We start from the raw sequence: 22,914 nt of genomic DNA, 5'->3' as shown, positions 1-22,914 counted from the left end.
AAATTACAGATGGTAACATGTGTTGACTATCTGAAAACTATCGAATTGTTACGGTCGAGCAGGCGTTATTTCCTGCCAATTTAGAGTGCGTACTGGAGCGGCTACGGCGCACCGTAGGAGGCCTGGAGGCAAGCAAAGGACATGGCGTCCGGGGCGCGCAGTGCCCTGCTGCCAGGCAACCAAGCTGGCGCAAGATTGCGGTACGGGTGACGCCGTCTATGCGTGGGGGATGGCACCGGCCGTAACGACGCGAAGCCAGTAGTGAAGCTGGTAGTGAGGCCAGTCGTGCCGGCGACCGGAAAGGCGGATGAGTTGGAAGCGTTCTGACCGGCGTGCCTGCGGCATCACCTCGCGGGGCAGTGTTTCCTGCCCATCCCCCGTGTCATGGGCCGGTCAGTTGCGCTGGCGAAGGGCGTTTTCGATCTTCTGGTCGGTCTTGTACTGGCTGAGCGCATACACGGCACAGATGGTTGCCGGGAGCCAGCCGATCAGGGTGATTTGCAGGATCAGGCAGATCACGCCGGCGATCGGACGCCCGATGGTGAAGAACGTCAGCCACGGCAGGATGAGGGCAATCAGGAGACGCATCAGTTTTCCTTTTCAGTATGGTTCCGGTTCGGCGCGGCGCCGGAAATCATTTTCCGCTGGAGCGCGCGCATGCGGCGTTCGCATCGATGCACGAGCGGCGCATGGTTGGAGCCTGCCCGTGCATCGATGGTTGCATCACTCATGCTACCGCAGCCGGCATCCCGCAAGACTCAACAATTATCACCGCGTCACTTCGGCAGCGCCGCGAGCATCTCCGCCAGGGCCTTCTGCGAATGGTCGTTCAGCTTGCGCGCCATCTTCAGGTGAAGGGTGGCCAGCCGGTCGACCGCCTGGGCTTCGAGGAGCACCGGCTGCACCATCCGGTCGGCGGCCTGGTGGAACTGCTGCGACGTGGTATCGAGCTGCGCCGCCAGTTCCCCGCGCGCCGCTTCCAGCTGCTGCCGGAAGGCCTTCTCGAACATCTCGCGCTGGTGGCCGACTTCCTCCAGCTTGCGTTCCGCGGAATTCATCATCCACTTGAACGCACCCGCGACGAGCAGCGCGCCGCCGACGATGGGCGCCACTGGCGCGATCACCGGCATCACCGCGGCCGCCCCCAGGAAGTAGGCTGCCGCGCCGGTCCCGATGGCGGCCGCGCCGCCCACTTTCAGCGTCATGTTGGTGGCATCCTCGGCCCCGTTCCGAAGCCGCGTTCCCAGGCGCAGCGCCGGGGCCGCGCCGGCCAGTTCGGTGTGGTGCAGCCGCTTCAGGATCGTGCTGCGCGATAGAGCCATCTCTTCCTGGAACAGGCGCAGATCCTCATGGATCAGCTGGAGCGAGCGCTCCCGCCGCGAAATGATCCGGTTTACCCGCCGTTCCAGCTCTTTGCCGAAGGTGGATTTGGCGATGCTTTCCCACGTCGCTGCGCGTTTCCACTGGTCCGTATTGAGGCGGTCGACGACTTCCCGTTCGAACGCATTGCCCGCGTCGTGGATGGCTTCTTCCAGGTCTTCGTCGAAGGTCTCGCGCTCGAAGGCGATGCGCGCATCGGCAATGGCGAGGCGCTGCCCCACCTGCTTTTGCAGCCCATGGGCGGACTCGAGGAAGGCCACCGCGGTCTCGCTGCTGGTTTCATAGTCCGCGATGCGCGAGTTGAACGCCGCTATTTCCTGGCTCACGCGCGCGCACGCCGAAGTCATCCGCGCGGTCAGCTCCCCTTTGTCCAGCGTTCCCTGCTCGAACTCGAGGACGGCGTTCGCCAGCGATACGTCGCCGGTGGCGCGAACGCACAGGTCCGCCAGGTCCGCATACTTGCGCCCCTTGAGCATGCGCACCGAGCCCAGGCTCACCTTGCTCCACAGGCTTTTTTCATCTGTCGGAAAGACGTCGAGTTCCGCCGGGCGGATCTGGTAGCGCAGTGCTTCGGCAAAATCGCGCGCCATGTCCCTGCTGCGCGTTCCCTGGATCGACAACAGCGAACGGGCGGCCTCGAACGCTTCCTCCGCGGTGGCCTGATCGATACCGGCCGACGCCGCGTGCAGATTTTCAAACGCCGTTTTCCAGTCCAGCGGACGTTCGACGCATTCCAGCAACACCACCCTGGCCAGCGCCGAATCGTTCATCAGCGCCGCCACGTCTTTCAGGGCATTGAAGTCGGCCACGTTGAGGATGCCATCCGAGCTGGCGATGGCAGCCACCGCCCGGAGGTACGCTGTGGGAAAGGTGGCATCGTTGGCGACGTAATGGCCCAGTTCCCGATGCTGCGCGGCGTTCTGCTGGCCGAACTCGTTGAACGTGGCGGATGGTGGCTTGATGGTCATGGGATTCCTGTAATGCGTCACGGGTTCGCGCTGCGCGAAAGTGAGCTGCATTCTACTGCAGTGCTGTTCTGGCAATATCCTTGATGTGCTGTGGTGTGGGGCACGGGTGCAGTGATGGCGCTGTTATGGCTATCGGCGGCCGGGCTGGCGGTGCATCCGGCGTCTGTGGCGGATGAGCGGTCGGTCGCGACACGCCGCCCGCCTCTCCCAAAAGAGTTGCGGTTTGACTTTGCGGGAAATAGCGCCGGGCGCATGATGATTCGTACGACCAACCGGGTCGGCACGCTTTCTCAACGCCTGGAGAAAATCATGGGTACCAACTGCAATGCAAAGTCTTCGGCCGGCCTTCGCACCATCGCAGCGGTTGCCATCGCGCTATGCGTGCATGTCGCGCATGCCGCTCCGCCGATCGACAAGCCAGTCGAAGGTTTCACCGACAAGTATGCGCAGGTCAACGGCGTGCGGCTCCACTACAAGATCGGCGGCAAGGGCACGCCGGTGGTGCTGCTCCATGGGTATGCGCAAACGGGCCATATGTGGGCACCGGCCATGCGCGAACTGGTCAAGACCCACACCGTGATCGTGCCGGACCTGCGCGGTGCCGGCGGCTCGGAAAAGCCCGCGGGCGGCTATGACAAGAAGACGATGGCGGCCGATATCCATGCGCTGGTGAAATCGGTCAGCAGCGAACCGGCCGCCGTGGTCGGCCACGACATCGGCATGATGGTCGCCTATGGTTATGCGGCCCAGTTCCCTGCCGATACCAGCCGGCTGGTGGTGATGGATGCCTTCGTTCCCGGCGTGGGCGACTGGCGCAATGCCTTCCCCGCCCAGGCGGTGTGGCATTTCCACTTCTACGGGGAGACGCCGCTGGCGCTGGTGAAAGGCCGGGAGCGCATCTACTTCGAACATTTCTGGAACGATTTTTCCGCCGACAAGGCGAAGTCGATCAAGGAATCGGACCGCAAGCTGTATACCGCTGCCTATGCGCAGCCGGGCGGCATGCGTGCCGGCTTCGCCTACTTCAGCGGTTTCGAGCAGGATGCCGTGGATTTCGGGCCGATGAGCAAGACGAAGCTGACGATGCCGGTGCTGACCATCGCTGGCGAGAAATCGGCGGGGGATTTCCTGGGCAATCAGGCGCGCATGTATGCCGAAGATGTGCAGAGCGTGATCATCAAGGGCTCGGGGCACTGGTTGATTGATGAGGCGCCGGAGCAGGTGGTGCCGGCGCTGGTTGGGTTCATCAAATAGATTCTGTGGCCGCCTGTATGGCTGGCTGACCGGCGCTCGGGCAGGCTCATGAATAAAAAAAGCCCCGATTCCATCTCGGAACCGGGGCCTTTCTCAACACATCGGGATCACTCACATCCCAACCTCATCCTTACACGTTGAACAAGAAATTCAACACATCCCCATCCTTCACCACATATTCCTTGCCCTCGGCGCGCATCTTGCCCGCTTCCTTGGCACCCGCCTCGCCCTTGAAGGCGATGAAGTCATCGAACGCGATGGTCTGCGCGCGGATGAAGCCGCGCTCGAAGTCGGTGTGGATCACGCCGGCGGCTTGCGGGGCGGTGTCGCCCACGTGGATCGTCCAGGCGCGCACTTCCTTCACGCCGGCGGTGAAGTAGGTCTGCAGGCCCAGCAGCTTGAAGCCGGCGCGGATCAGGCGGTCCAGGCCTGGCTCGTCCATGCCCATGTCGGCCAGGAACTCGGTCTTGTCGGCGTCTTCCAGGTCGGCGATTTCCGCTTCGATGGCGGCGCAGATCGCCACGATCGGCGCGTTCTGCGATGCCGCGTACTCGGTCAGCTGGTCCAACAGCGGATTGTTGGTGAAGCCCGTGTCGGAGACGTTGGCCACGTACATGGCCGGCTTGGCCGTGATCAGGCACAGCGGCTTGATCAGCGCCATTTCCTCGTCGGACAGGCCGAGCGCGCGCACCGGCTTGGCGTCGTTCAGCGCCGGCAGCACTTTTTCCAGCAGGGTCACCAGCTTGGCGGCTTCCTTGTCACCGGAGCGGGCTTTCTTGTTTTCGCGGTGGATGGTTTTTTCCACCGTGCTCATGTCCGCCAGCGCCAGCTCGGTCTGGATCACGGCGATATCGTCCAGCGGGCTGACCTTGCCGGCCACGTGGATCACGTTTTCATCTTCGAAGCAGCGCACCACGTTGACGATGGCGTCCGTTTCGCGGATGTGGGCCAGGAACTGGTTGCCCAGGCCCTCGCCCTGCGACGCACCGGCCACCAGGCCGGCGATGTCGACGAATTCCACGATCGCGTTGACGATGCGCTCGGGCTTGACGATGTCGGCCAGCTGCTTCAGGCGGGGATCCGGCACCTCGACCACGCCCACGTTCGGCTCGATCGTGCAGAACGGGTAGTTTTCAGCGGGGATGCCGGCCTTGGTCAGCGCGTTGAAGAGGGTGGACTTGCCGACGTTGGGCAGGCCGACGATGCCGCATTTGAGACTCATGGAATTCCTTGTGAAATATGTAATGCCGTCGCCGACAGTGCCCTGCGCGGTGCGGAAAATAGTCGCATTATAGCGCCGCCCGCCGGGCGCGGCGCCCTGTCAGGGGGCTGTTGCGGCGTCGAACACCGCCCGGTCGCGGCCGCCGCGCTTGGCCTCGTACAGTGCCGCATCGGCGCGCCGGATGATTTCCGCCACCGCCTCGCCCGGCCGGGCCGCCGCCAGCCCGATCGACACCGTCACGGCCAGCGTGCCGCCATCGACCGGCACGCGCATGGCGCGCATCCGGGCCAGCATGCGGCCGGCCACCGCCAGCGCGGCCGGCGCGTCGGTGCGGGGCAAGGCCACGATGAATTCCTCGCCGCCGTAGCGGGCCGCCACGTCGCCGTCGCGGGTTTCTTCCAGCAGCATCGCACCCAGCCGGCGCAGCACCTCGTCGCCGGCCGGATGGCCATGCTCGTCGTTGACGCGCTTGAAATGGTCGGCATCCACCAGCATCAGGGCCAGCGGCTCGCCGTGGCGCTGGGCGGTGCCCAGCAGGCGCTCCAGGCTGTCCATGAAATAGCGGCGGTTGAACAGGCTTGTGAGGCTGTCGGTGGACGATTGCACGCGCAATTCCTCGGACAGCGCCGTCAGCGTTTCGTGCTGCCGGGCCAGCGCGGCGTGCGCTTCCTCCAGCGCGGCCCGGGAGCGCTCGCGCTCGGCCTGGCGCAGGCGGAACTGCCACAGGTACAGCAGCGACAGCGCGGCCAGCGCGATCGCTGCGGCCGCCAGCAGCGCCGCCCGCAGCGCCGTGCCCTTCACCTCGTCCAGCGGCAGCAGCAGGTTCACATGCCAGTCCGTTTCCGGCACCGGCCGGCGCACCATCAGGTAGCTGCCGTGCCCGCCGATGTCGACGATGGTCGCGCCGCTGTCCAGCGTGCGTCCGGTATGCACGTCCAGCGGAGCGCGCAACACGCCGTCGTACTGGCGCGTGCGGGCCACGCTGGCGCCGGCACGCGCCGACAGCGCCGCCAGCGGCCGGTATTGCCAGTCCTCGCGCGAACTGAGGAAGGCCACGCCGCCGGCATCGGTCACCAGCACCTCGCCGCCATAGTCGCGCACTTCCGGCATCGTCAGGTCGGCCTTGACCACGGCCACGCCCAGCAAGGCACCGTCCGCCGCCTTCACCTGCTGGGACAGGAAAAAGCCGGGCCGGTGCGACGTGGTCCCCATCGCATAGAAATGCGCGCCCCCTTCCGCCACCGCGCGGCTGTAGTACGGCCGGTACGCATAGTTGACGCCCACGAAGCTGATCGGGTCCCGCCAGTTCGACGCGGCGATCGCCGTGCCGGCCGGATCGAGCACGTACAGTTCCGTGGCACCGGTGCTGGCACGCATCCGCGCGAGATGGAGGTTGGCATCGTGCACCAAACCGGGCTTGTGCGGCTGCGCGAGCGCATTGCGCAGCGTGCGGTCGTTGGCCAGCAGGTGCGGCAGGTAGGTGTAGCGCCGCGGCGGCGCGAACAGCTGGATCGCGAAACGCTCCAGGCGCGGAATGGCGGCGCGCTCCAGCCGCGCGACCTGCCGTTCCCAGGTCAGTGTATATGCCCCCAGGGCGGCCAGCGTAGCGGCCAGCAGAACGAACACGGGCACCAGGACCAGCGGCGCCTTTCCCATCCAGGCGGGAAGCCGGCTGTGCACCGGCACGGCGGAAAGGGCGGGAAGGCTCATCGATGCTGCTTTGCGGAGAAACTGGTTACTGCCGAGTATACGCCACCACCACCCCCATTGATACCGTCAAGCAACTTTCGAGCCGATAAGTTGACACCAGGTTATCGTTCAGTTGCGGCATAGCCTCACCGGGGTCTCACCTCCCCGTGCTTCCCTCCCTGACCTACCCTCCCTGACCTATCCTCCCTGCGCCAGCGCCGCCAGTGCGGCTTTCCTGCGCCCAGGCGGCTGCCCGGCCGCCAGGCGGGGCCTGTGGCTGCCGGTACCCAGCCGCACCTGGGGTGCCGGGTAGACCGTCCCGCCGGCACCCAGCTGCCACGTGGTCGGCACCTGCCGGTCGGCGCACACGCGGGTCCAGGCACACACCAGGTCTGGCGCCAGCTCCACCTGGCCGATGGCGAACGGGCGCCCGGCCAGTGCGAGCGGCACCGTCAGCGGCACGATGCTGTCGCCATCGATCAGGGCCGCAAACGCGTCCATCGGCAGCGCCAGGCCGCTGCCTTCGGCCTTCAGCACCGCTTCCTTCAGGGTCCAGAAGCGCAGGAACAGGCGGTCGTAGCCGCCGCGCGGGCAGGCCAGCAGCTGGATCTGTTCGGCGCGGTGGAACAGCCGCTGCGCCACCAGCGGGTCGGCGCGGCCGGGCTGCACCAGTTCGATGTCCACCCCGGCCGCGGCGCCGGCGCCGATCAGCAGCACGGCAACGCCGCGGCAGTGCGACAGGTTGAACGCCAGGTCCGGCCGGCCGCGCAAGGCGGGCTTGCCATGGCGGCTGGTATCGAACAGGAGCCGTTCCGGTTCGGTATCCGCCAGCTCGGCCAGCACGCGGCGCAGCAGGAAGCGGCTGGCCAGGAAGTCGGCGCGGTCGCCGTCGAACACGAAGCGCCGGGCGCGTTCCCGTTCGGCCGGGGTAAGCCAGCCTTGCGCCTGCGGCAGCGCGGCCGCCACGTCGGCGGTGCGCACCCAGACGAGCAGCGGCTCATCGTCAGGCAAACGCAAGTTCTTCATGGATCGCCTCACCCAGCGTTTTCAGCACGGCATCCCGGTCGTCATGGATGAAGAAATGGGCGCCGTCGAACTGGTGCATCGTCAAACCTCACAGGTCTGTTTCGCCCAGCCGGCCATCTGGCTGGCCGGCACGGCATCGTCGGCGCGGCCGGCCAGCGCCGTGATCGGCACCGGCAGCGGACGGGCCGCGTGGTAGCGATAGGTTTCATGCATGCGGAAGTCGGCGCGCAGCATCGGCAGCATCGCGTCCATCGTTTCGCGGTGGCGCAGCACCGCTTCCGGCGTGCCGCCATAGTCGCGCAGCGCATCGATGAATTCGTCGTCCGGCAGGGCGTGCAGGTCGCGTTTCGGGTTCGGCATGTCCGGTGCGCGGAAGGCGGAGACGAACAGCCGGCGCGGCAGCGGGACGGCGCGTGCGACCAGCGCGCGCGTCAGCTCGAAGGCGATCAGCGCCCCCATGCTGTGGCCGAACAGGAAATAGGGCCGGTCGGCCAGCGCGGTCACGGCCGGCACCAGGCCATCGACCATCGCCGCCATCGTCTGCACGGGCGCCTCCAGCATGCGCCGCTCGCGGCCGGGCAGCAGCGCCGCCTGCAGTTCGACGTCTTCCAGCCCGCCCAGCCAGGGGCGGTACAGCGTGGAACCGCCGCCCGAACTGGGCAGGCAGAGCAAGCGCGCGCCGGCGTGCGGGGCGGGACGGGAAAAATGGGTGAACCAGGGATGCATGGTGTTCTCCTCAGGCTGCGCGGCGCAGCGGTGCAAAGACGCCGAACCGTTCGGTCGGCATGAAGGTGGGCGTATCCAGGCGCAGCACGGCGGTGTTGACGATGAAGTCGTGCTCGAAGCGGGTCACGCCGCGCAGGTTCGTGGTGGCGGGCAGCAGCCGGGCGATCAGCGGCTTGCGCCACTTCTGGGCGATGGTGGACATGGCCCGCACCAGCGTGGCCAGCCGCGCCGGATCGCTGTCGGCGGAAACGGGGATCATGTCCAGCCCGCAGCCGCATACGGTGGACAGCAGCAACAGGTCCTTCACGCCCACGTCGCCGGCGGCCGTGGCCTCGGCGAGCCGCGTGTCTTCCAGCACCGACAGCATGGTGCCGTTGAAGCCCACCATCGGCAGGTTGGGCAGCGCATGCTGCAGCATGTCGTTCACCGCATACAGCGCGAACATGAAGTCGAGCTGGCCGATGCGGCTGCCGTTCAGGCCTTCGACGACGGCCACCGCGCTTGTCTCGTCGCCGGGGAACGGCGCCAGCGACAGGTCGTAGCCGAGAAAGCGCACGCCCTGCTCGCGTGCCAGCCGTACCAGCACGGGCAGCGTCCGCGCCACGCGGCTGGTGAGCTCCTCGCGGCAGGCATCGAGCCGGTCGGCGAAGTTGTCGTGCCGGCCGCACGCCTGCAGGAACGGGCCGGCCAGTTCCAGCGCCACCGAGAAGCCCGGCGCGCCATCGTGCCAGGCGGCCGGGAAGTATGGCGTGGCCGGCTTGATCCAGGCCAGCGCGGCGAAGCGGAAATTGTCCTGCTGCCGCGCCGGCGTGCTGCCCAGCCGCGCCATCGTTTCGGCGGCGGCCGCCACGGCCTCGTTGTGCAGCCCCTGCTCGCCGGCCACGCGCATGTTGGTGAACACGTGGCGCGTTTCCCCCACGATCGCATCGATCAGGTCCACGCGCCGCGCCACGCTGTCGCGGGTGTCGCAGGCGGGACCCGGCAGGCAGCACCAGATGTTCTCGCCCAGCGCCTGTTCCAGCCGCACGGCGGTGCGCCCGGCGGCCACCGGGTCCGCATCGGGCAGCCACTGCTCGACCGGCGGCGCCACGTAGCGGAAACAGCGCGCCGCCAGGCCCGCCTCGTCGAGCAGCCGCCAGGCATGGGTGAAGAAACTCCGCACGGTGGCGGCGGTCTCTTCGGGGGCGGCGCCGTCCAGCGGGCAGCCGAAAGTGATGGTACGCAGGGTAGGCATGGCTACTGCTCCTTCGCGGTGCGCAGGCTGCGCGGCCGCATGTCGGTCCACAATTGCTCGATGCGTTCGAGGCAGGTCTCGCGGTCTGCCGCGTCGCCGACGGTGGTCCAGCCAGCGGGTACCGGGCGGTAGGCGGGCCAGACCGAGTACTGGTCTTCTTCGTTGCGAACTACATTGTAGGCAGCTGAATTCATGATTCTCTCCGTGATGTGTAATCGTTTGTAGGGTTTGTTAACCGAAGATGCCGCGCTTTTTCGGCTTCGCGGACATGCCTTCGGCAGCGAAGATCGCGCCGACATAGCGCTGCCATGCCTCGCTGTCGATGCGCGGTTCGCGCAGCCCATGGCCGGCCAGGCGGCGCACGGTCTTTGCCTGCTTCACTTTCAGGCGTTTTTCCTCCGGCGCGGCCGCGTCGGTGTCCCACCAGAACAGGTAAGGGGCGAACGGCAGCGGCTCGGCCGCGCTATGTTCCTTGACCGCGTCGACCCAGTCGCGGATGGGCATGCGCTTCAGCCCCGCGCCGGCGCAATCGACGAAATCGGGCAGCAGCCGGCTCCAGTCGCGCTTGTCGTCGCCGATGAGGTGGTGCACGCCGGTGCTGGTGTAGTCGCCGGCCAGCGCCGTGATGGCGCGCGCCACGTGATCGACCGGCACGATCTGCTCGACGAATGGCCGGTCGGGCCACGCCCCTACCTTCAGGCAGGTGCGCACGAACAGCGCCACGAAGTCATCCATCCGCCCTGCCCCGCTGCGGCTGTCCACGGCCACGCGGCCCAGCCGCATGATCTGGGCCGGAATGCCGGCCCGGGCGGCGCGGCGCACCATCAGTTCGGCCACCCACTTGCTGCCGTTGTAGCCTTCGCGCGTGCTCTGGCCGATATCCTCGACCCGCGCGTCCTCGTCGAAGGTGCCGCCACTCTCACCCTGCAGCACGCCGGCGGTCGAGACCAGGACGAAGCCCTTGCGCTTGGCCGTGGCGGCCAGCTCCAGCAGGCGCCTCGTCGTCTCCACGTTATCGCGGCGCAGCGCCTGGTAAGGCAGCACGTGGTTCAGGCGCGAGGCGTTGTGCACCACCAGGTCAACGTCGCGCGCCAGCGTGGCGTAGTGCTCGTCGTCCAAACCCAGTTGAGGATCGGCCAGGTCGCCCGTCAGCACGCGGATGCGGGCCGCATAGCCCTCTTTCCACAGGCCGTACTGGTCGAGGTTGTCGCGCAGGCGGCGCAGGCCGGTGGCCGGATGCGCCGCCCGCACATGGCAATGCAGCGTCACGCGCGGCCAGCGCTCCAGCATGTCGGCCGCCACGTAGGCACCCACGAAACCGGTGGCACCCGTCAGCAGCACGTGCTCCAGGCTCGATGCCAGCGGCGGCAGCGGTTCCGGCAGCACGAGCGCGGATTCGGCCTCGCCATCGAGACGGCTTTCCGCCGCATCCATGGCGCGCGCCGTGTCGGCATGCTCGATGCGGAACGCCATCGCCCGCACGGTCGGCTCGCTGAAGAATCCCGGCAGCGTGACCGTATGGCCGAGCGACGCGCGCACCCGCGCCAGCAGCTGGGTCGCCGTCAGCGAATTGCCGCCCAGCGCGAAGAAATCGGCCGTCACGCTCACCCGTTCCAGGCCCAGCATCTCGCCCCACACGGTGGCGATCGACTCTTCGAGCGCCGTTTCCGGCGCCACGTAGTCGCCGGCGCCGAGCGCATCGGCATCCGGCAAAGGCAGCGCACGGCGGTCGACCTTGCCGTTCGCGGTGACCGGGAAGCGGTCCAGCAGCACGTAGGCGCCCGGCACCATGAAGGCGGGCAGCCGCTGCGCCAGGTAATCGCGCAACAGGGCGGGCGTGGGCGAAGCGACGCCGGTGCCCTCGGTACAGGTCACATAGGCCACCAGCCGCTTGTCGGCGCTGTCGCCCAGCGCCAGGACGAGCGCCGCGTTGACACCCGGGCAAGCCGCCAGTTGCGCCTCGATCTCGGCCGGCTCGATCCGGTAACCGCGGATCTTCACCTGGTCGTCCATCCGGCCCAGGAATTCCAGGGTGCCGCCGGCGTTCCAGCGCACCTTGTCGCCGGTGCGGTACAGCCGCGAACCCGCGGCCGCACTATCGGCCCCGAACGGATCGGCCACGAAGCGCTCGGCGCTCTGCTGCGGCGCGTTCAGGTAGCCGCGCGCCACGCCGGCGCCGCCGATGTACAGCTCGCCCGGCACGCCCACCGGTACCGGCTCCAGCGCTTCGTCCAGCACATAGTTGTCGGTATGGGCGATCGGCCGGCCGATCGGCACCGTGCCGGCCAGCGCATCGGCCATGCTCACCTTCCTGGCGGTGGCGAAAGTGGTGCACTCGGTGGGGCCGTACACGTGGATCAGTTGTCCCTTGCTCCCCGCCTGCAGGGCTTCGATAGCCCGTGCGGCGTGCGGCGACGACATCGCCTCGCCGCCCGTCAGCAGCTGGCGCACGCCGGCCAGCGCTTCCGGATGCTGGTCCACCAGCTGGTTGAACAGCGCGGACGTCACGAACACCGTGTCGATCCCCTCGCCGGCGACCAGCCCGGCCAGCTGGTCCAGGCCCACCACGCCGGCGGGCGCCTGCACCAGCCGCGCGCCGTTCAGCAGGCTGCCCCAGATCTCGAACGTGGAGGCATCGAAGCCCACGGGCGCGTATTGGAGATAGGTGCCGTCCGCGGAAAAGTCGGCATAGCCGGCTTCGCGCACCAGCCGCACGATGCTGCGGTGTTCGATCATCACGCCTTTCGGCTTGCCGGTGGTGCCGGACGTGTACATCACGTAGGCCAGCGCGCGCGGATCGTGCGGCACGTCCGGGTTCGTGTCGCACCGTGCCGCGACTTGCGGAGCGTCGACATCCAGCACGACACCGTCGAATGCCGGCAGCAGCGCGGCGCCGGCGCCGTCCGTCAGCACGGCCACGGCCCCTGCGTTCGCCAGCATGTAGGCGGTGCGTTCGCGCGGGTACTCCGTATCGAGCGGCAGGTAGGCGCAGCCGGCCTTCAGCACGGCCAGCAGCGCGACGACCAGTTGCGGGCCGCGCGGCAGCGCCACGCCGACGATGCCGCCCGGCGCCACGCCCTCGCCGAGCAGGTGATGGGCCAGCCGGTTGGCGCGGCGGTTCAGTTCATCGTAGCCCAGCCGCAGCTCGCCCTGCACCAGGGCGACTTTCGCCGGTGCCAGCAGCGCCTGTTGAACAAACAGCTCATGCACCGTGGCAACCGGCAATGCGGGCTTGGCGCCACGCGCCAGCGCCAGCATCCGTTCGCGCCCGGCGCCATCGACCAGCGCCAGGTCGCGCAGCGGCGCGGCGGGCGCCTGCGCCACCTGCCGCGCCAGCAGCGCGAACGAGTCGGCCAGCCGCGCCACCGTCTCGGGCAAGAACAGGTCGCGTGCAAATTCCCAGTGCGCGCGCAGGCCGCCATCGGCGCTTTCATGCAGCACCAGTTGCAGGTCGAAGCGGGCAATCCATTCGGTACTGTCGATCAGCGACGTGTCCTCGTAGGCGCGCTGCAGTGCGAAGCCGACCTGGAAGAACGGCAGCGTATTCGCGCTGCGCGGCGGATTCAGCTCGTCCACCAGCAACTCGAACGGCAGCTCGGCATGGCCGTAGGCGGCGCGCGCGGTCCGGCGCACGTCGTCCAGCAGGCCGGCGAAGGTCTGCCCGCCTTCCATGCGGGCGCGCAGCACCAGCGTGTTGACGAAGAAGCCGATCACGCCCTCGGTTTCTTCCAGGTTGCGGTTGGCGATCGGACTGCCCACGTTGAAGTCCTGCTGGCCGCTCCAGCGGTACAGCAGCAGTTCATACAGCGCCAGCCAGGTCATGAACGCCGTGCTGCCGCTTCCGGCGGCCGCATTGGCCGCACCATGCAGTGCCGCGCAGACGTCCGCGGGAATCTGCGACACGTGCAGGCCGCAGGCCGACGACCGCGCGGCGGGCCGCGGAACATCATACGGCAGCGTGATCTGCGGCTGGCTGCCGTCGAGTTCCGTGCGCCAGTAATCGACCAGCTGGCCGCGCTTGCCGCCGGCCAGGTCGGCGCGCTGCCACAGCGCATAGTCCGCATACTGGATCGGCAGCGGCGCCGCCTGCGGCGCACCGCCGGCCGAGAACGCGGCGTACGCGGCCGACAGCTCGCGCATCATCACGTCCATCGACCAGCCGTCGGTGGCGATATGGTGCAGCGACACGAGCAGGATGGCCCGGTCGTCGCCTTGCACCAGCCGGTACCGGGCCACCGGGCCGGCACGCAGGTCGAACGGCTGCGCCGCCTCGGCGGTGGCGATGGCGGACAACTGCTCGGCCGCGTCTGGCGCGCCGCGCAGGTCGTCATATTCAAGAGCCACCGACGTCGGTGGCGTCACTTCCTGCCACGGCGTGCCGTCCGCCTCGGGATAGCGGGTGCGCAGCGATTCATGGCGCGCATGCAGCCAGTCCAGCGCCCGTTGCAGCGCCGCGCGGTCGACGGTGCCGGCGAGCGGCAGCGCGTTCGGCACGTGGTAGGCCATGCTGGCCGGGTCGTACTGGTGCAGGAACCACAGCCGCGATTGGGAAAACGACAGCGGCAGGCGTTCCGGCCGCTGGACGGCGGCGATCGCCGGCTGCCGCGCCGCGGCCTGGTTGCCGTTGGCGCATTCCGCGCCATCCGCGCCGGCCTCGCGCAACGCGGCGGCTTGCCCGGCGATGGTCGGCTGTTCGAACAGCACGGACAGGGGAATGCGCACGCCGAACGTCTTCTGCAGCCGCGCATACGCCTGCGTGATCGACAGCGAATGGCCGCCCAGGTCGAAGAAATCGTCGGTGACACCGAATTCGTCGGTGCCCAGCACGGCGGCCCAGATGCCGGCCAGCCTGGCCTCGATGTCGTCGCGTGGGGCGATTCTTTCCACGCCCGTAGCAAGCAAACCCATACCCATCTCCGGTGCCGGCAGCGCCCCGCGATCGAGCTTGCCGTTCGCGTTCAGCGGCAGCGCGGCCAGCGGCAGGTAGCGCGCCGGCACCATGTAGTCAGGCAGCCGGGCCGACAGCCATGCGCGGCACTCGTCCTGCAGCGCGGGCGTCCATGCGGCGCCACCTTCCGGCACCACGTAGGCGACCAGGCGCTGGCCATCCGGCGTCACGGCGGCCACGGCATCCAGCACGGCCGGATGGCCGCGCAGTTCATGGCCGATCGCATCCAGCTCGATGCGGTAGCCGCGCAGCTTCACCTGGAAGTCGACGCGGCCGTGCACGACCAGCGTGCCGTCGGCGCGGAAGTACCCCAGGTCGCCCGTCAGGTACAGCCGCGCGCCCGGCATCCCCGGATCAGGCAGGAATTTCTGTGCGCTCATCTGCGCGTTGTTCAGGTAGCCGGCGCCCACCGAACCGCCGGCGATCGCCACCTCGCCCGTCACGCCGACCGGCAGCCGATTTCCGAAACGGTCCAGCACATGCACGGCCAGGCCAGGCAGCACGCTGCCGACTGTGACGGGCGCGGCGAGGTCCACGAACTCGTCGCGCGTAAACCGGTGGGTGGTGCACAGGTCCGTGCATTCCGTCGGGCCGTAGGTGTTGACCAGCTCGGTCGTGCAACCCGGCGACCGCAGCCAGGGCGCCAGCCGGCGCTTGTCCACCGGCTCGCCACCGACGAACAGCAGGCGCAGCGATGCCAGCGCATCATTTTGGTCAGGATGGCGGCAGGAATCCGCTTCCACCATCGCGCAGGCCATGCTCGGCGTGCAGTTGATCCAGCCGATGCCATGCGCCGCCACCAGCTCGCGCGCATGCACCGGGTCGAAGTGGCGCGTGGGCGCCAGGTGCAGGATGCCGCCCGTCGTCAACGCACCCCACACGCATTTCTGCGCCAGGTCGAACGTGATCTTGTTGACGAGCAGGCAGCGCTCGCCCGGGGCAAAGGCGAACTCCTTGTTCCACCAGCCGAGGAAGCACGTGAAGCTGTCGTGGAACACGCCGGCCGCCTTCGGCTTGCCGGTGGAGCCGGACGTGTGGATCACGTACAGGATGCGTGCCGGGTCGGTTTCAGGCCAATCCTTCAACGGCACATCCTTCTCGTTCTCGCCGGCCAGCAGGACCGTCACGCCGGCGATGTCGAACAGTCCCGCATGGGTGCTGTCCGTTACCACATGGCGGATACGCAGGTCGGTCACCATCTGCGCCAGCCGTGCCGCCGGCAGGCGCGCATCGAGCGGTGCGTAGGCACAGCCGAGGCGCGTGATCGCCACCAGTGCGGCGATCATCGGCACGCCCGGCTCGAACGCGAAGGCCACCGTGTCGCCCGCGCGGACGCCGGCGGCCAGCAGGCGCGCCCCGAGGCGCCGTGCCCGCAGGTCGAGTTCCGCGTAGGTGGCGTGGCCATCGTCCGACACGATGGCCGGCGCGCCGGGCCGTTCGGCCACCTGGCGGGCAAGCAGCTCGCCGAGGTCGGACGCCGCGTGCACGGCGGGCCGGTGGTTCCACGCGTCCTGCAGCGCCATGTCGGCGCCCGGTGCGATCGACAGCATGCCGACCGGCAGGTCCACATCGCCCACCATCCGCGACAGCAGCTCGCGGTAATGGGCCAGCAGGCCGGCGATCGCGCCGGCGTCGAACTGGCGCGCGTCATACAGCGCCTTGACGCGCATGCGGCCCACCGGGTCGATGACCAGGGCCAGCGGGAAGTTCGTGTGCTGCCACACGCTGACATCGGGCAGGCTGAAGCCGTCCGTGGTGGGGAACGATTCGATGGCCAGCATCGAGTCGAACAGCGCCCGGCCGCGCGGCACATCGCTCCAGCCGGCGATATCGGTCAGCGACGCATGTTCATGTTCGCGTTGCGCCACAAGCGCGGCGCCCAGCCGGGCGGCGAAGCCGCGCACCGTTTCGGCCGGATCGATGCGCACGCGCACCGGTACGGTATTGATGAACAGCCCCACCATCGCATCCGCGCCGGCCAGCTCGGGTGGCCGGCCCGCGACGGTGGCGCCGAACACCACGTCGTCCTCGCCGCTGTAGAGGGCCAGCAAATGCGCCCAGGCGGCTTGCAGCAGCGTGCCGGGGGTGACGCGCAACATCCGGGCCGTGTCGCGCAGGCGGCCGCCCAGGGCTTCTCCCAGTTCCGCCGTCGCCGTGGCGCCGGCATCGGCCCCGCTGTCCGGTGCCGGATGCTTGACCAGGCCGAGCGGCGTGGGCGCATGGAACCCCGCCATCTGCCCGCGCCAGTAGGATTCCGCGGCGGCCTTGTCGCGGCTGCGCAGCCAGCCCAGGTAGTCGCCCCAGCCCGGCGCCGGGCGTGGCTGCCAGGCCTTGCCATCGGCCAGCGCGGCGTACGCGGACAGCAGCGAGCCCAGCACCACGAAGGCCGACCAGCCATCGAGCAGCACGTGGTGGTAGGTCCAGAACACCACGCTGCGGTCTTCGCGATGCAGCAGCGCCTGGCGCAGCAGCGGTGGCCGGCGCAGGTCGACGCCGCGCACCGCCTCGTCGCGGCGCAACGCATCCAGGCGCGCGGCGAATGCCGTGTCGTCATCGCCCGTGGCATCGATCTCGATCACGTCGACCGTCGCCGACTTCGTCACCACCAGCAGCGGGTGCTCGAGGCCTTCCCAGGCGATGGCGGCGCGCAGCACCGGGCAGGCGCCCAGCACCATGTTCCAGGCCTCCCGCCAGCGCGCGCCATCGATCCGCCCGGCCGCCGGGCAGGCGAACTGCTCGACGTAGACACCGCTGCCCGGCGCCTCCAGCGTGTGGAACAGCATGCCCTGCTGGAGTGGCGTGAGCCGGTGTACTTCCTGTATGTCCTGCTTGTTCATGGGTCGCTCTCGTGTCTCGTCTGTCGTTCAATCCACTGCTCGGTTTCGTCAATTCCGTGGTCAGTCGGCCAGCGCGTGAAGCACGGCATCCAGATCGTCGGCGGCCGCCTGCTCCGGCTCGGGCGCGGGCGCCAGCGGTGCGGGCGCTTCCCCGATCGCCTCGGCCACGGCCGCCAGCTCGGCCACCGTCTGGTGTTCGAACAGCTGGTTCGGCTTCAGCAACACGCCATGCTTGCGGGCGTGCGACACCACCTGGATGCCGATCACGGAATCGATGCCCAGGTCGAAGAAGTTGTCGTGGATGCCCACCGGCGTGATGCCCAGCGCGCCTTCGATGATCCCCACCAGCACTTCCTCGGTGGGATTGGTGGGCGGCGCGGCGATCACATCCTCGCGTACCACCTTCTTCTTTTCCACGGGGGCGGCGGCCGGTGCGATGCGCTCGTCGCGCAGCTTGCGCAGCAGCGCATCGACCGGGTGGGGGTTGACGATCCAGTGGCCGCCATGCCTCAGCGCCAGGGCGCGGGCAAACAGCGCGCGGCCTTCCTGCGGCGAGATCGAGCCATCGTCCACGGCCGGCGCGGCGGCAGCGGGTAGTGCCTTCAATGCGCCGGCCGGAACCCGGCGCAGCTGGAAGTCGGTCACCTCGGCCAGCACCGTGCCATCCGGTGCGTACAGCGCGATGTCGAAGCGGATCACGTCGCGGTCGTCGGAGATGCCGCCGAACTTCACGTGGCTGTACAGGTGCGTGCCCAGCCGGCCGTGCACGGCGAGGGCGCCGTAGGTGAACGGCAGGTATTCGTCCTCCAGCCCCAGGTCCAGCCGCGCCAGCAGGTGGCCGGTGATCGGGCCGGTGGCCATGTCCAGCAAGGCCGGGTGCAGGCCCAGCGCGGCGTCGTCCGCCACGCCGTCCGGCAGCGCCAGTTCGCCCAGCAGTTGCCGTCCGCCCAGGCGGATGCGGCGCACCACCTGCCAGTGGCGGCCCAGTTCCAGGAAGCCATCCTCGCCCACCATCGCCGCGGCGCCGCCGGGAAATTCCAGCATGTCGGCGCGGCATTCCTCGGCAATGGCGGCCAGGTCGGCCTTCGGCGCGGCTGCCCCGGCGCCAGCCGACACGGTGGCGGACAAGACGGGGCTGTCACCCTCCTTCACCTCGACCGCATAACCGTTGCCGGTGCGCTGCAACAGCACGTCGACCGTGACCAGCCGGTCGGCCGGTACGAACAGCGGGCGGTAGAAGAACACGTCGCTCAGGGTGCAGGCTCCATCGTTTGCTCCTTCGCCGCCGGCCGCTTCCGTCCACGCGGCGCGCACCATCTCGATCAGCGCCGTGCCCGGCATCACGGAGGTGCCGTGGATGCGGTGGTCCTGCAACGCCCAATGGTCCTGCGCACGCAGGTGCGCGGTGAACCGCAACGTAGCGTCCTCCTCGGCGCGGCTGAACAGGTATGGGTGGGCCAGCGTGCGGCCGGCCGGCAGCGCCGGGGCGGAAGGCGTATGGCCCATGGCGACGGCCATGCCGACTTCTCGCCAGCCGCCATAGGCCAGCGACAGCGTGCGCCGGCCGCGCGCGCTGCGGCTGCGGGCAAACGCATCGAGGAAGGCGTTGGCGGCCGCGTAGTCGGCCTGGCCGATGCCGCCGATCGTGCCGAACAGCGACGACACGACGACGAAGAAATCGAGCGGCTGGCCGGCCAGCGCTTCTTCCACCGCCAGCGCGCCCAGCACCTTCGGCGCCAGCACGGCATCGGCCTGGGCGCGGGTCTTCAACGCCATCATGCCGGCACCAGCGATGCCGGCCGCGTGGACGACGCCGCGCACGGGTGGCATGGCACCCTGCACGCGCCCGACCATGGCGCGCACCGCGGCCGGATCGGTGATGTCGCACCGCTCGGTGACCACCTGCGCGCCGCGCGCCGCCATGCGCTGCAGGCGGCGGATACGCTCGTGGCCCGCGGCATCGTCGGGATGCGCCGCCTGCCACGCGTTCCATTCGGCCTGCGGCGGCAGCGCGTTGCGGCCCACCAGCACCAGGTGGCGTGCACCGCGCTCCACCAGCACGTCGGCAAACTCCAGGCCCAGGCCCCCCATACCGCCAGTGACGAGGTACGTGCCCTCGGCCGCCAGCGTGGCCGGCACCTGCGGTTCCGGCACCGCCATCGTCTCGACATGGGCCAGCCAGCGCGCGCCGTGGCGCTCCGCCACGAACTGGTCCGCAGGGCCGGCCGGCGCATGGTGCGCCGCCTGCAGGCGGGCCAGCTCGTCGAGCATCAGCCGGCCAACGTCCTCTACCCTGTCCTGTTCCCTGTCCAGTCCCCTGCCCTGCACGTCCAGCACGCGGCTGGCGATGGACCGGTGTTCGTAGCCGATCGCCAGGTGCGCGCCCAGCATCGTGGCCTTCACGGCGTCGACCGCTTCTCCCGGCTGCACGTCGAACACTTCGCTGGCCACGGTCAGCAGCGGCAGCCGGTCACCGGCATCATTGCCGAACGCCTGCGTCAGCGCCAGCAGCGCGTGGAAGCCCAGTTCCAGGGTGGCGCCGCTGTTGGCGACCGTGTCGCCGCCGCTGGCCGGCAGCAGCCAGGCATGGACGATCGCATCAGGTTTGCCGGCATGCCGCGCCAGCGCTTCCCAGTCGGCAGCCTGGTCCGGGCGCACCCAATACGCCGCGTCGTCCAGCACGCCGAATGCGGGCCCCGGTTCGGCCCAGGCCACGGTGGCGCCGGCGCCGCGCAGGGCCGCCGCCAGCGCGTTGCCCTGGGCATCGTCATGGGCCAGCAGCAGCACATTGCGGCCTGCGAGCGCGGGCACGGCGTCCAGCCACGGCTGCCGGCGCCACGACGCGGCATGGAACCATTCGCCCATGTCGGGGCTGCGGCGCAGGCCGGCATCGAGGCTGCCGCTCGGCGCCAGTGGCGGTTCCATCCAGTGGCGTTCGCGCGCGAATGGATAGGTGGGCAGCGGGATACGGCGGCCCAGGTTGAACGCATCGACGCCGGCATAGTCGAGCGCATTGCCCGCCGCCCACAGGTTGCCCAGGGCGGCCAGCAGGAAGCGGTCGGCGGGCAGCGCATCCTGCGGATGGCGCATCAGCGGCACCGCCACCGCCGCGGGCTTGCCCGCCACGGTTCCGGCCATGTGGCGCACGAAGGTACTGAGCACGCCCGCCGGCCCGGCTTCGACGAGGAAGCCGCAGCCATCGGCCAGCAGCGTTTCCACGCCGGCCTGGAACAGCACGGGCGACAGCAGGTGGCGCACCCAGTAATCGGGATCGGTGGCCTCGGCCGCCGTCAGCCACGTGCCGGTGACGTTCGACACCACCGGGATCGCCGGCGCCTGCGGCGTGGCTGCGGCGACAGCGGCACGGAACTGCCCGGCCATGGGCCGCATCGTCGCGGAGTGGAACGCGTGCGACGTCTGCAGCCTGCGGCAGCCGGTGCCGGCCGCTTCCAGCTCGACCGCCAGCGCATCGATGGCCGCCAGCGGGCCGGAGACGACACTGGCGCGCGGGCTGTTGACGGCCGCCAGCTCGATGCCTTCACGCAGGCAGCCACGCGCCTCGGCCTCGCCGCCCCCGATCGACAGCATGGCGCCGGCCGGCATCGCGTGCATCAGTCGGCCGCGCAGCGCCACCAGGCGCAGCGCGTCGTCCAGCTTGAACACGCCGGCCACGGTGGCGGCCACGTACTCGCCCAGGCTGTGGCCCAGCAGCGCGGCCGGCGCGATCTTCCAGGCCTGCAACTGCATCGCCAGCGCGTATTCCACGGTGAACAGCGCCGGTTGCGCATGGCGTGTTTCACGCAGCAGCGCGCTGTCCGCCTCCGTGGGAGCCCCGGCCAGCAGCAGCCGGGCCAGGTCGGTGTCGAGGTGGCGCGCCAGCGTGGCGCAGCAGGCATCGAACGTATCGCGGAAGACCGTGAACTGCGCATGCAGCTCGCGCGCCATGCCGGCGTACTGCGAACCCTGGCCCGTGAACAGCAAGGCCAGTTTCTTGGTGGCCGGCAGTGCCGGCGTCTTGCCCGGCTCTTTTGCCAGTTTGTCCAGGTTGCCGATCAGTTCCGCGGCGGTGCGCGCCACCACGGTGCCACGCTGGTCGAATGCGCGGCGCCCCTCCTGCAGCGTGAACGCCACGTCGTCCAGGTCCGTTTCCGGATGGCGCTCGAGGAAGCGGGCCAGCTGGCCGGCGGCGCGGCCCAGCGCGCCGGGCGTCTTCGCCGACAGCGGGAAGATGCGCAGCTTCTCGCCCGACACGGTGGGCTTGGTGACCGGCGGTTCTTCCAGGATCAGGTGGGCGTTGGTGCCGCCGATGCCGAACGAGCTGACGGCGGCCACCCGCTTGCTGCCGGGCGCCGTGCGCCATTCGTTCAGCCGGTCGTTGACGAAGAACGGCGTCGCCGGGAAATCGATGCGCGGGTTCGGCGTATCGTAATGCAGGCTCGGGGGCAGCATGCCGGAACGCGCGGCCAGCGCCGCCTTGATCACCCCGGCCACGCCTGCGGCCGGGGCCAGGTGGCCCACGTTGGTTTTCACGGAACCGATCGCGCAATAGCCGCTGCGGTCCGTGTGGGCGCGGAAGGCGCGCGTCAGGGCCGTGATCTCGATCGGGTCGCCCAGCGACGTGCCCGTGCCGTGCGCCTCGATGTAGCCGATGTCGTCCGGGTTGGTGCGGGCCGCCTTCAGCGCCCGCGTCACCGCTTCCACCTGGCCGTCGATACCGGGTGCCGTGTAGCCGGCCTTGTGCGAGCCATCGTTGGTGACCGCCGAGCCGCGGATCACCGCGTAGATGTTGTCGTCGTCCGCCTCGGCATCTTCCAGGCGCTTCAGCACGATGACGCCCACCCCGCCCTCGGAAAACACGGTGCCCTTGGCGCCCGCGTCGAAGGCGCGGATGCAGCCATCGTCCGAGTTCAGGCTGCCTTCCGTGTAGTGGTAGCCGTGGCCGGCCGGCACGGTGGCCATCGATCCGCCGGCCAGCGACAGGTCGCATTCGCCGGCGCGCAGCGCCTGGCACGCCATGTGGATCGCTACCAGCGACGTGGAGCACGCAGTCTGCACCGTGACGGAAGGGCCGGTGAGATTGAGCTTGTAGGCGACGCGGTTGCTGAGGTAGTCCGGTTCGTTGCCGATGCCGGCGATCAGGTCGCGGTCCGAGGCGCACATGATCTCGCGGTTGGAATACACATTGTTCAGGAAGTAGCGCGACAGCCCGGTGCCGGCATACACGGCGGCCGTGCCGCGGTAGCCGTCCGGCGCGTAGCCGGCATCTTCCATCGCCGCCCACGACGCTTCCAGGAACAGCCGCTGCTGTGGATCGATCAGCTCCGCCTCGCTGGGCGAATAGCCGAAGAAGCCGGCATCGAACTTGTCCACGTCCGGCAGGTGGTAGCCGGCGCCGACCCAGCCGCCGCCGGCCACCTGCCGCTCGACGTAGGGCACGGTCAGGTAATCGTGGGCATCGATGCCCGCGCGGATTTCCTCCGGCGTGAACTGGCGCAGTGCGCTGCGGCTTTCGCACAGCATGTTCCAGAAGCTTTCCACGTCGGGCGCGCCCGGGAAGCGGCCGCTGATGCCGATGATCGCGATCTTGCCGGACGAGACTTGGTTCTCTTTCATGGTGTTCCCCTGAATGG

Annotated in this window: 11 protein-coding genes; 1 reads left to right on the top strand and 10 read right to left on the bottom strand. The window is 69.0% G+C overall.

What is annotated here, in order from left to right; all coding sequences use genetic code 11:
- Positions 1 to 393: 393 nt before the first annotated feature.
- Together OU994_RS04050 and OU994_RS04045 are read right to left on the bottom strand one after the other, a co-directional pair.
- Positions 394 to 588, bottom strand: coding sequence for a YqaE/Pmp3 family membrane protein (locus OU994_RS04050; RefSeq protein WP_281609717.1), 195 nt, complete (start codon positions 586 to 588; stop codon positions 394 to 396).
- 188 nt (positions 589 to 776) lie between these two features.
- Entirely contained in the window at positions 777 to 2,348 is a 1,572-nt protein-coding gene (locus tag OU994_RS04045) for a hypothetical protein (RefSeq protein ID WP_281609716.1), read from the bottom strand.
- Positions 2,349 to 2,657: 309 nt separating this feature from the next.
- Here OU994_RS04045 and OU994_RS04040 point away from each other — a divergent pair, with 309 nt between their 5' ends.
- Complete coding sequence (locus tag OU994_RS04040) at positions 2,658 to 3,602, top strand: alpha/beta fold hydrolase (RefSeq protein WP_373922606.1); 945 nt, start codon at positions 2,658 to 2,660, stop codon at positions 3,600 to 3,602.
- Between the two features lie 130 nt (positions 3,603 to 3,732).
- Here the strand turns inward: OU994_RS04040 and ychF are convergent, their stop codons facing one another.
- The 8 genes from ychF to OU994_RS04000 all read right to left on the bottom strand — a co-directional run bounded on the left by ychF (position 3,733) and on the right by OU994_RS04000 (position 22,897).
- Complete coding sequence (gene ychF, locus OU994_RS04035) at positions 3,733 to 4,824, bottom strand: redox-regulated ATPase YchF (RefSeq protein ID WP_281609714.1); 1,092 nt, start codon at positions 4,822 to 4,824, stop codon at positions 3,733 to 3,735.
- A gap of 99 nt (positions 4,825 to 4,923) precedes the next feature.
- Entirely contained in the window at positions 4,924 to 6,534 is a 1,611-nt protein-coding gene (locus OU994_RS04030) for a sensor domain-containing diguanylate cyclase (RefSeq protein ID WP_281609713.1), read from the bottom strand.
- Between the two features lie 177 nt (positions 6,535 to 6,711).
- Positions 6,712 to 7,539 carry a 4'-phosphopantetheinyl transferase superfamily protein gene (locus OU994_RS04025; protein ID WP_281609712.1) on the bottom strand — a complete coding sequence of 276 codons (828 nt, stop codon included), beginning with the start codon at positions 7,537 to 7,539 and terminating at the stop codon, positions 6,712 to 6,714.
- A gap of 81 nt (positions 7,540 to 7,620) precedes the next feature.
- Entirely contained in the window at positions 7,621 to 8,265 is a 645-nt protein-coding gene (locus OU994_RS04020; RefSeq protein WP_281609711.1) for a thioesterase II family protein, read from the bottom strand.
- A gap of 10 nt (positions 8,266 to 8,275) precedes the next feature.
- Entirely contained in the window at positions 8,276 to 9,499 is a 1,224-nt protein-coding gene (locus OU994_RS04015; protein WP_281609710.1) for a DUF711 family protein, read from the bottom strand.
- 2 nt (positions 9,500 to 9,501) lie between these two features.
- The gene (locus OU994_RS04010; protein ID WP_131148052.1) at positions 9,502 to 9,693 is read right to left on the bottom strand and encodes an MbtH family NRPS accessory protein; all 192 of its coding nucleotides are present in this window, start codon (positions 9,691 to 9,693) and stop codon (positions 9,502 to 9,504) included.
- 37 nt (positions 9,694 to 9,730) lie between these two features.
- Entirely contained in the window at positions 9,731 to 17,284 is a 7,554-nt protein-coding gene (locus OU994_RS04005) for a non-ribosomal peptide synthetase (protein WP_281609709.1), read from the bottom strand.
- Between the two features lie 60 nt (positions 17,285 to 17,344).
- Complete coding sequence (locus OU994_RS04000; RefSeq protein WP_281609708.1) at positions 17,345 to 22,897, bottom strand: type I polyketide synthase; 5,553 nt, start codon at positions 22,895 to 22,897, stop codon at positions 17,345 to 17,347.
- Positions 22,898 to 22,914: the final 17 nt, after the last annotated feature.

The sequence above is a fragment of the Pseudoduganella sp. SL102 genome, from assembly GCF_027856995.1.
Classification (GTDB): domain Bacteria; phylum Pseudomonadota; class Gammaproteobacteria; order Burkholderiales; family Burkholderiaceae_D; genus Rugamonas; species Rugamonas albidiflava.
Note: the sequence above shows the minus strand (reverse complement) of the source record. Positions and strands in the feature narration are given on the sequence as shown.

Bases quoted from the DNA above. Each gene is read 5' to 3' on its own strand.
- OU994_RS04005 (WP_281609709.1), bottom strand. From the start codon at position 17,284: ATGAACAAGCAGGACATACAGGAAGTACACCGGCTCACGCCACTCCAG.
- OU994_RS04015 (WP_281609710.1), bottom strand. From the start codon at position 9,499: ATGCCTACCCTGCGTACCATCACTTTCGGCTGCCCGCTGGACGGCGCC.
- OU994_RS04000 (WP_281609708.1), bottom strand. From the start codon at position 22,897: ATGAAAGAGAACCAAGTCTCGTCCGGCAAGATCGCGATCATCGGCATC.
- OU994_RS04050 (WP_281609717.1), bottom strand. From the start codon at position 588: ATGCGTCTCCTGATTGCCCTCATCCTGCCGTGGCTGACGTTCTTCACC.
- OU994_RS04045 (WP_281609716.1), bottom strand. From the start codon at position 2,348: ATGACCATCAAGCCACCATCCGCCACGTTCAACGAGTTCGGCCAGCAG.
- OU994_RS04030 (WP_281609713.1), bottom strand. From the start codon at position 6,534: ATGAGCCTTCCCGCCCTTTCCGCCGTGCCGGTGCACAGCCGGCTTCCC.
- ychF (WP_281609714.1), bottom strand. From the start codon at position 4,824: ATGAGTCTCAAATGCGGCATCGTCGGCCTGCCCAACGTCGGCAAGTCC.
- OU994_RS04020 (WP_281609711.1), bottom strand. From the start codon at position 8,265: ATGCATCCCTGGTTCACCCATTTTTCCCGTCCCGCCCCGCACGCCGGC.
- OU994_RS04010 (WP_131148052.1), bottom strand. From the start codon at position 9,693: ATGAATTCAGCTGCCTACAATGTAGTTCGCAACGAAGAAGACCAGTAC.
- OU994_RS04025 (WP_281609712.1), bottom strand. From the start codon at position 7,539: ATGAAGAACTTGCGTTTGCCTGACGATGAGCCGCTGCTCGTCTGGGTG.
- OU994_RS04040 (WP_373922606.1), top strand. From the start codon at position 2,658: ATGGGTACCAACTGCAATGCAAAGTCTTCGGCCGGCCTTCGCACCATC.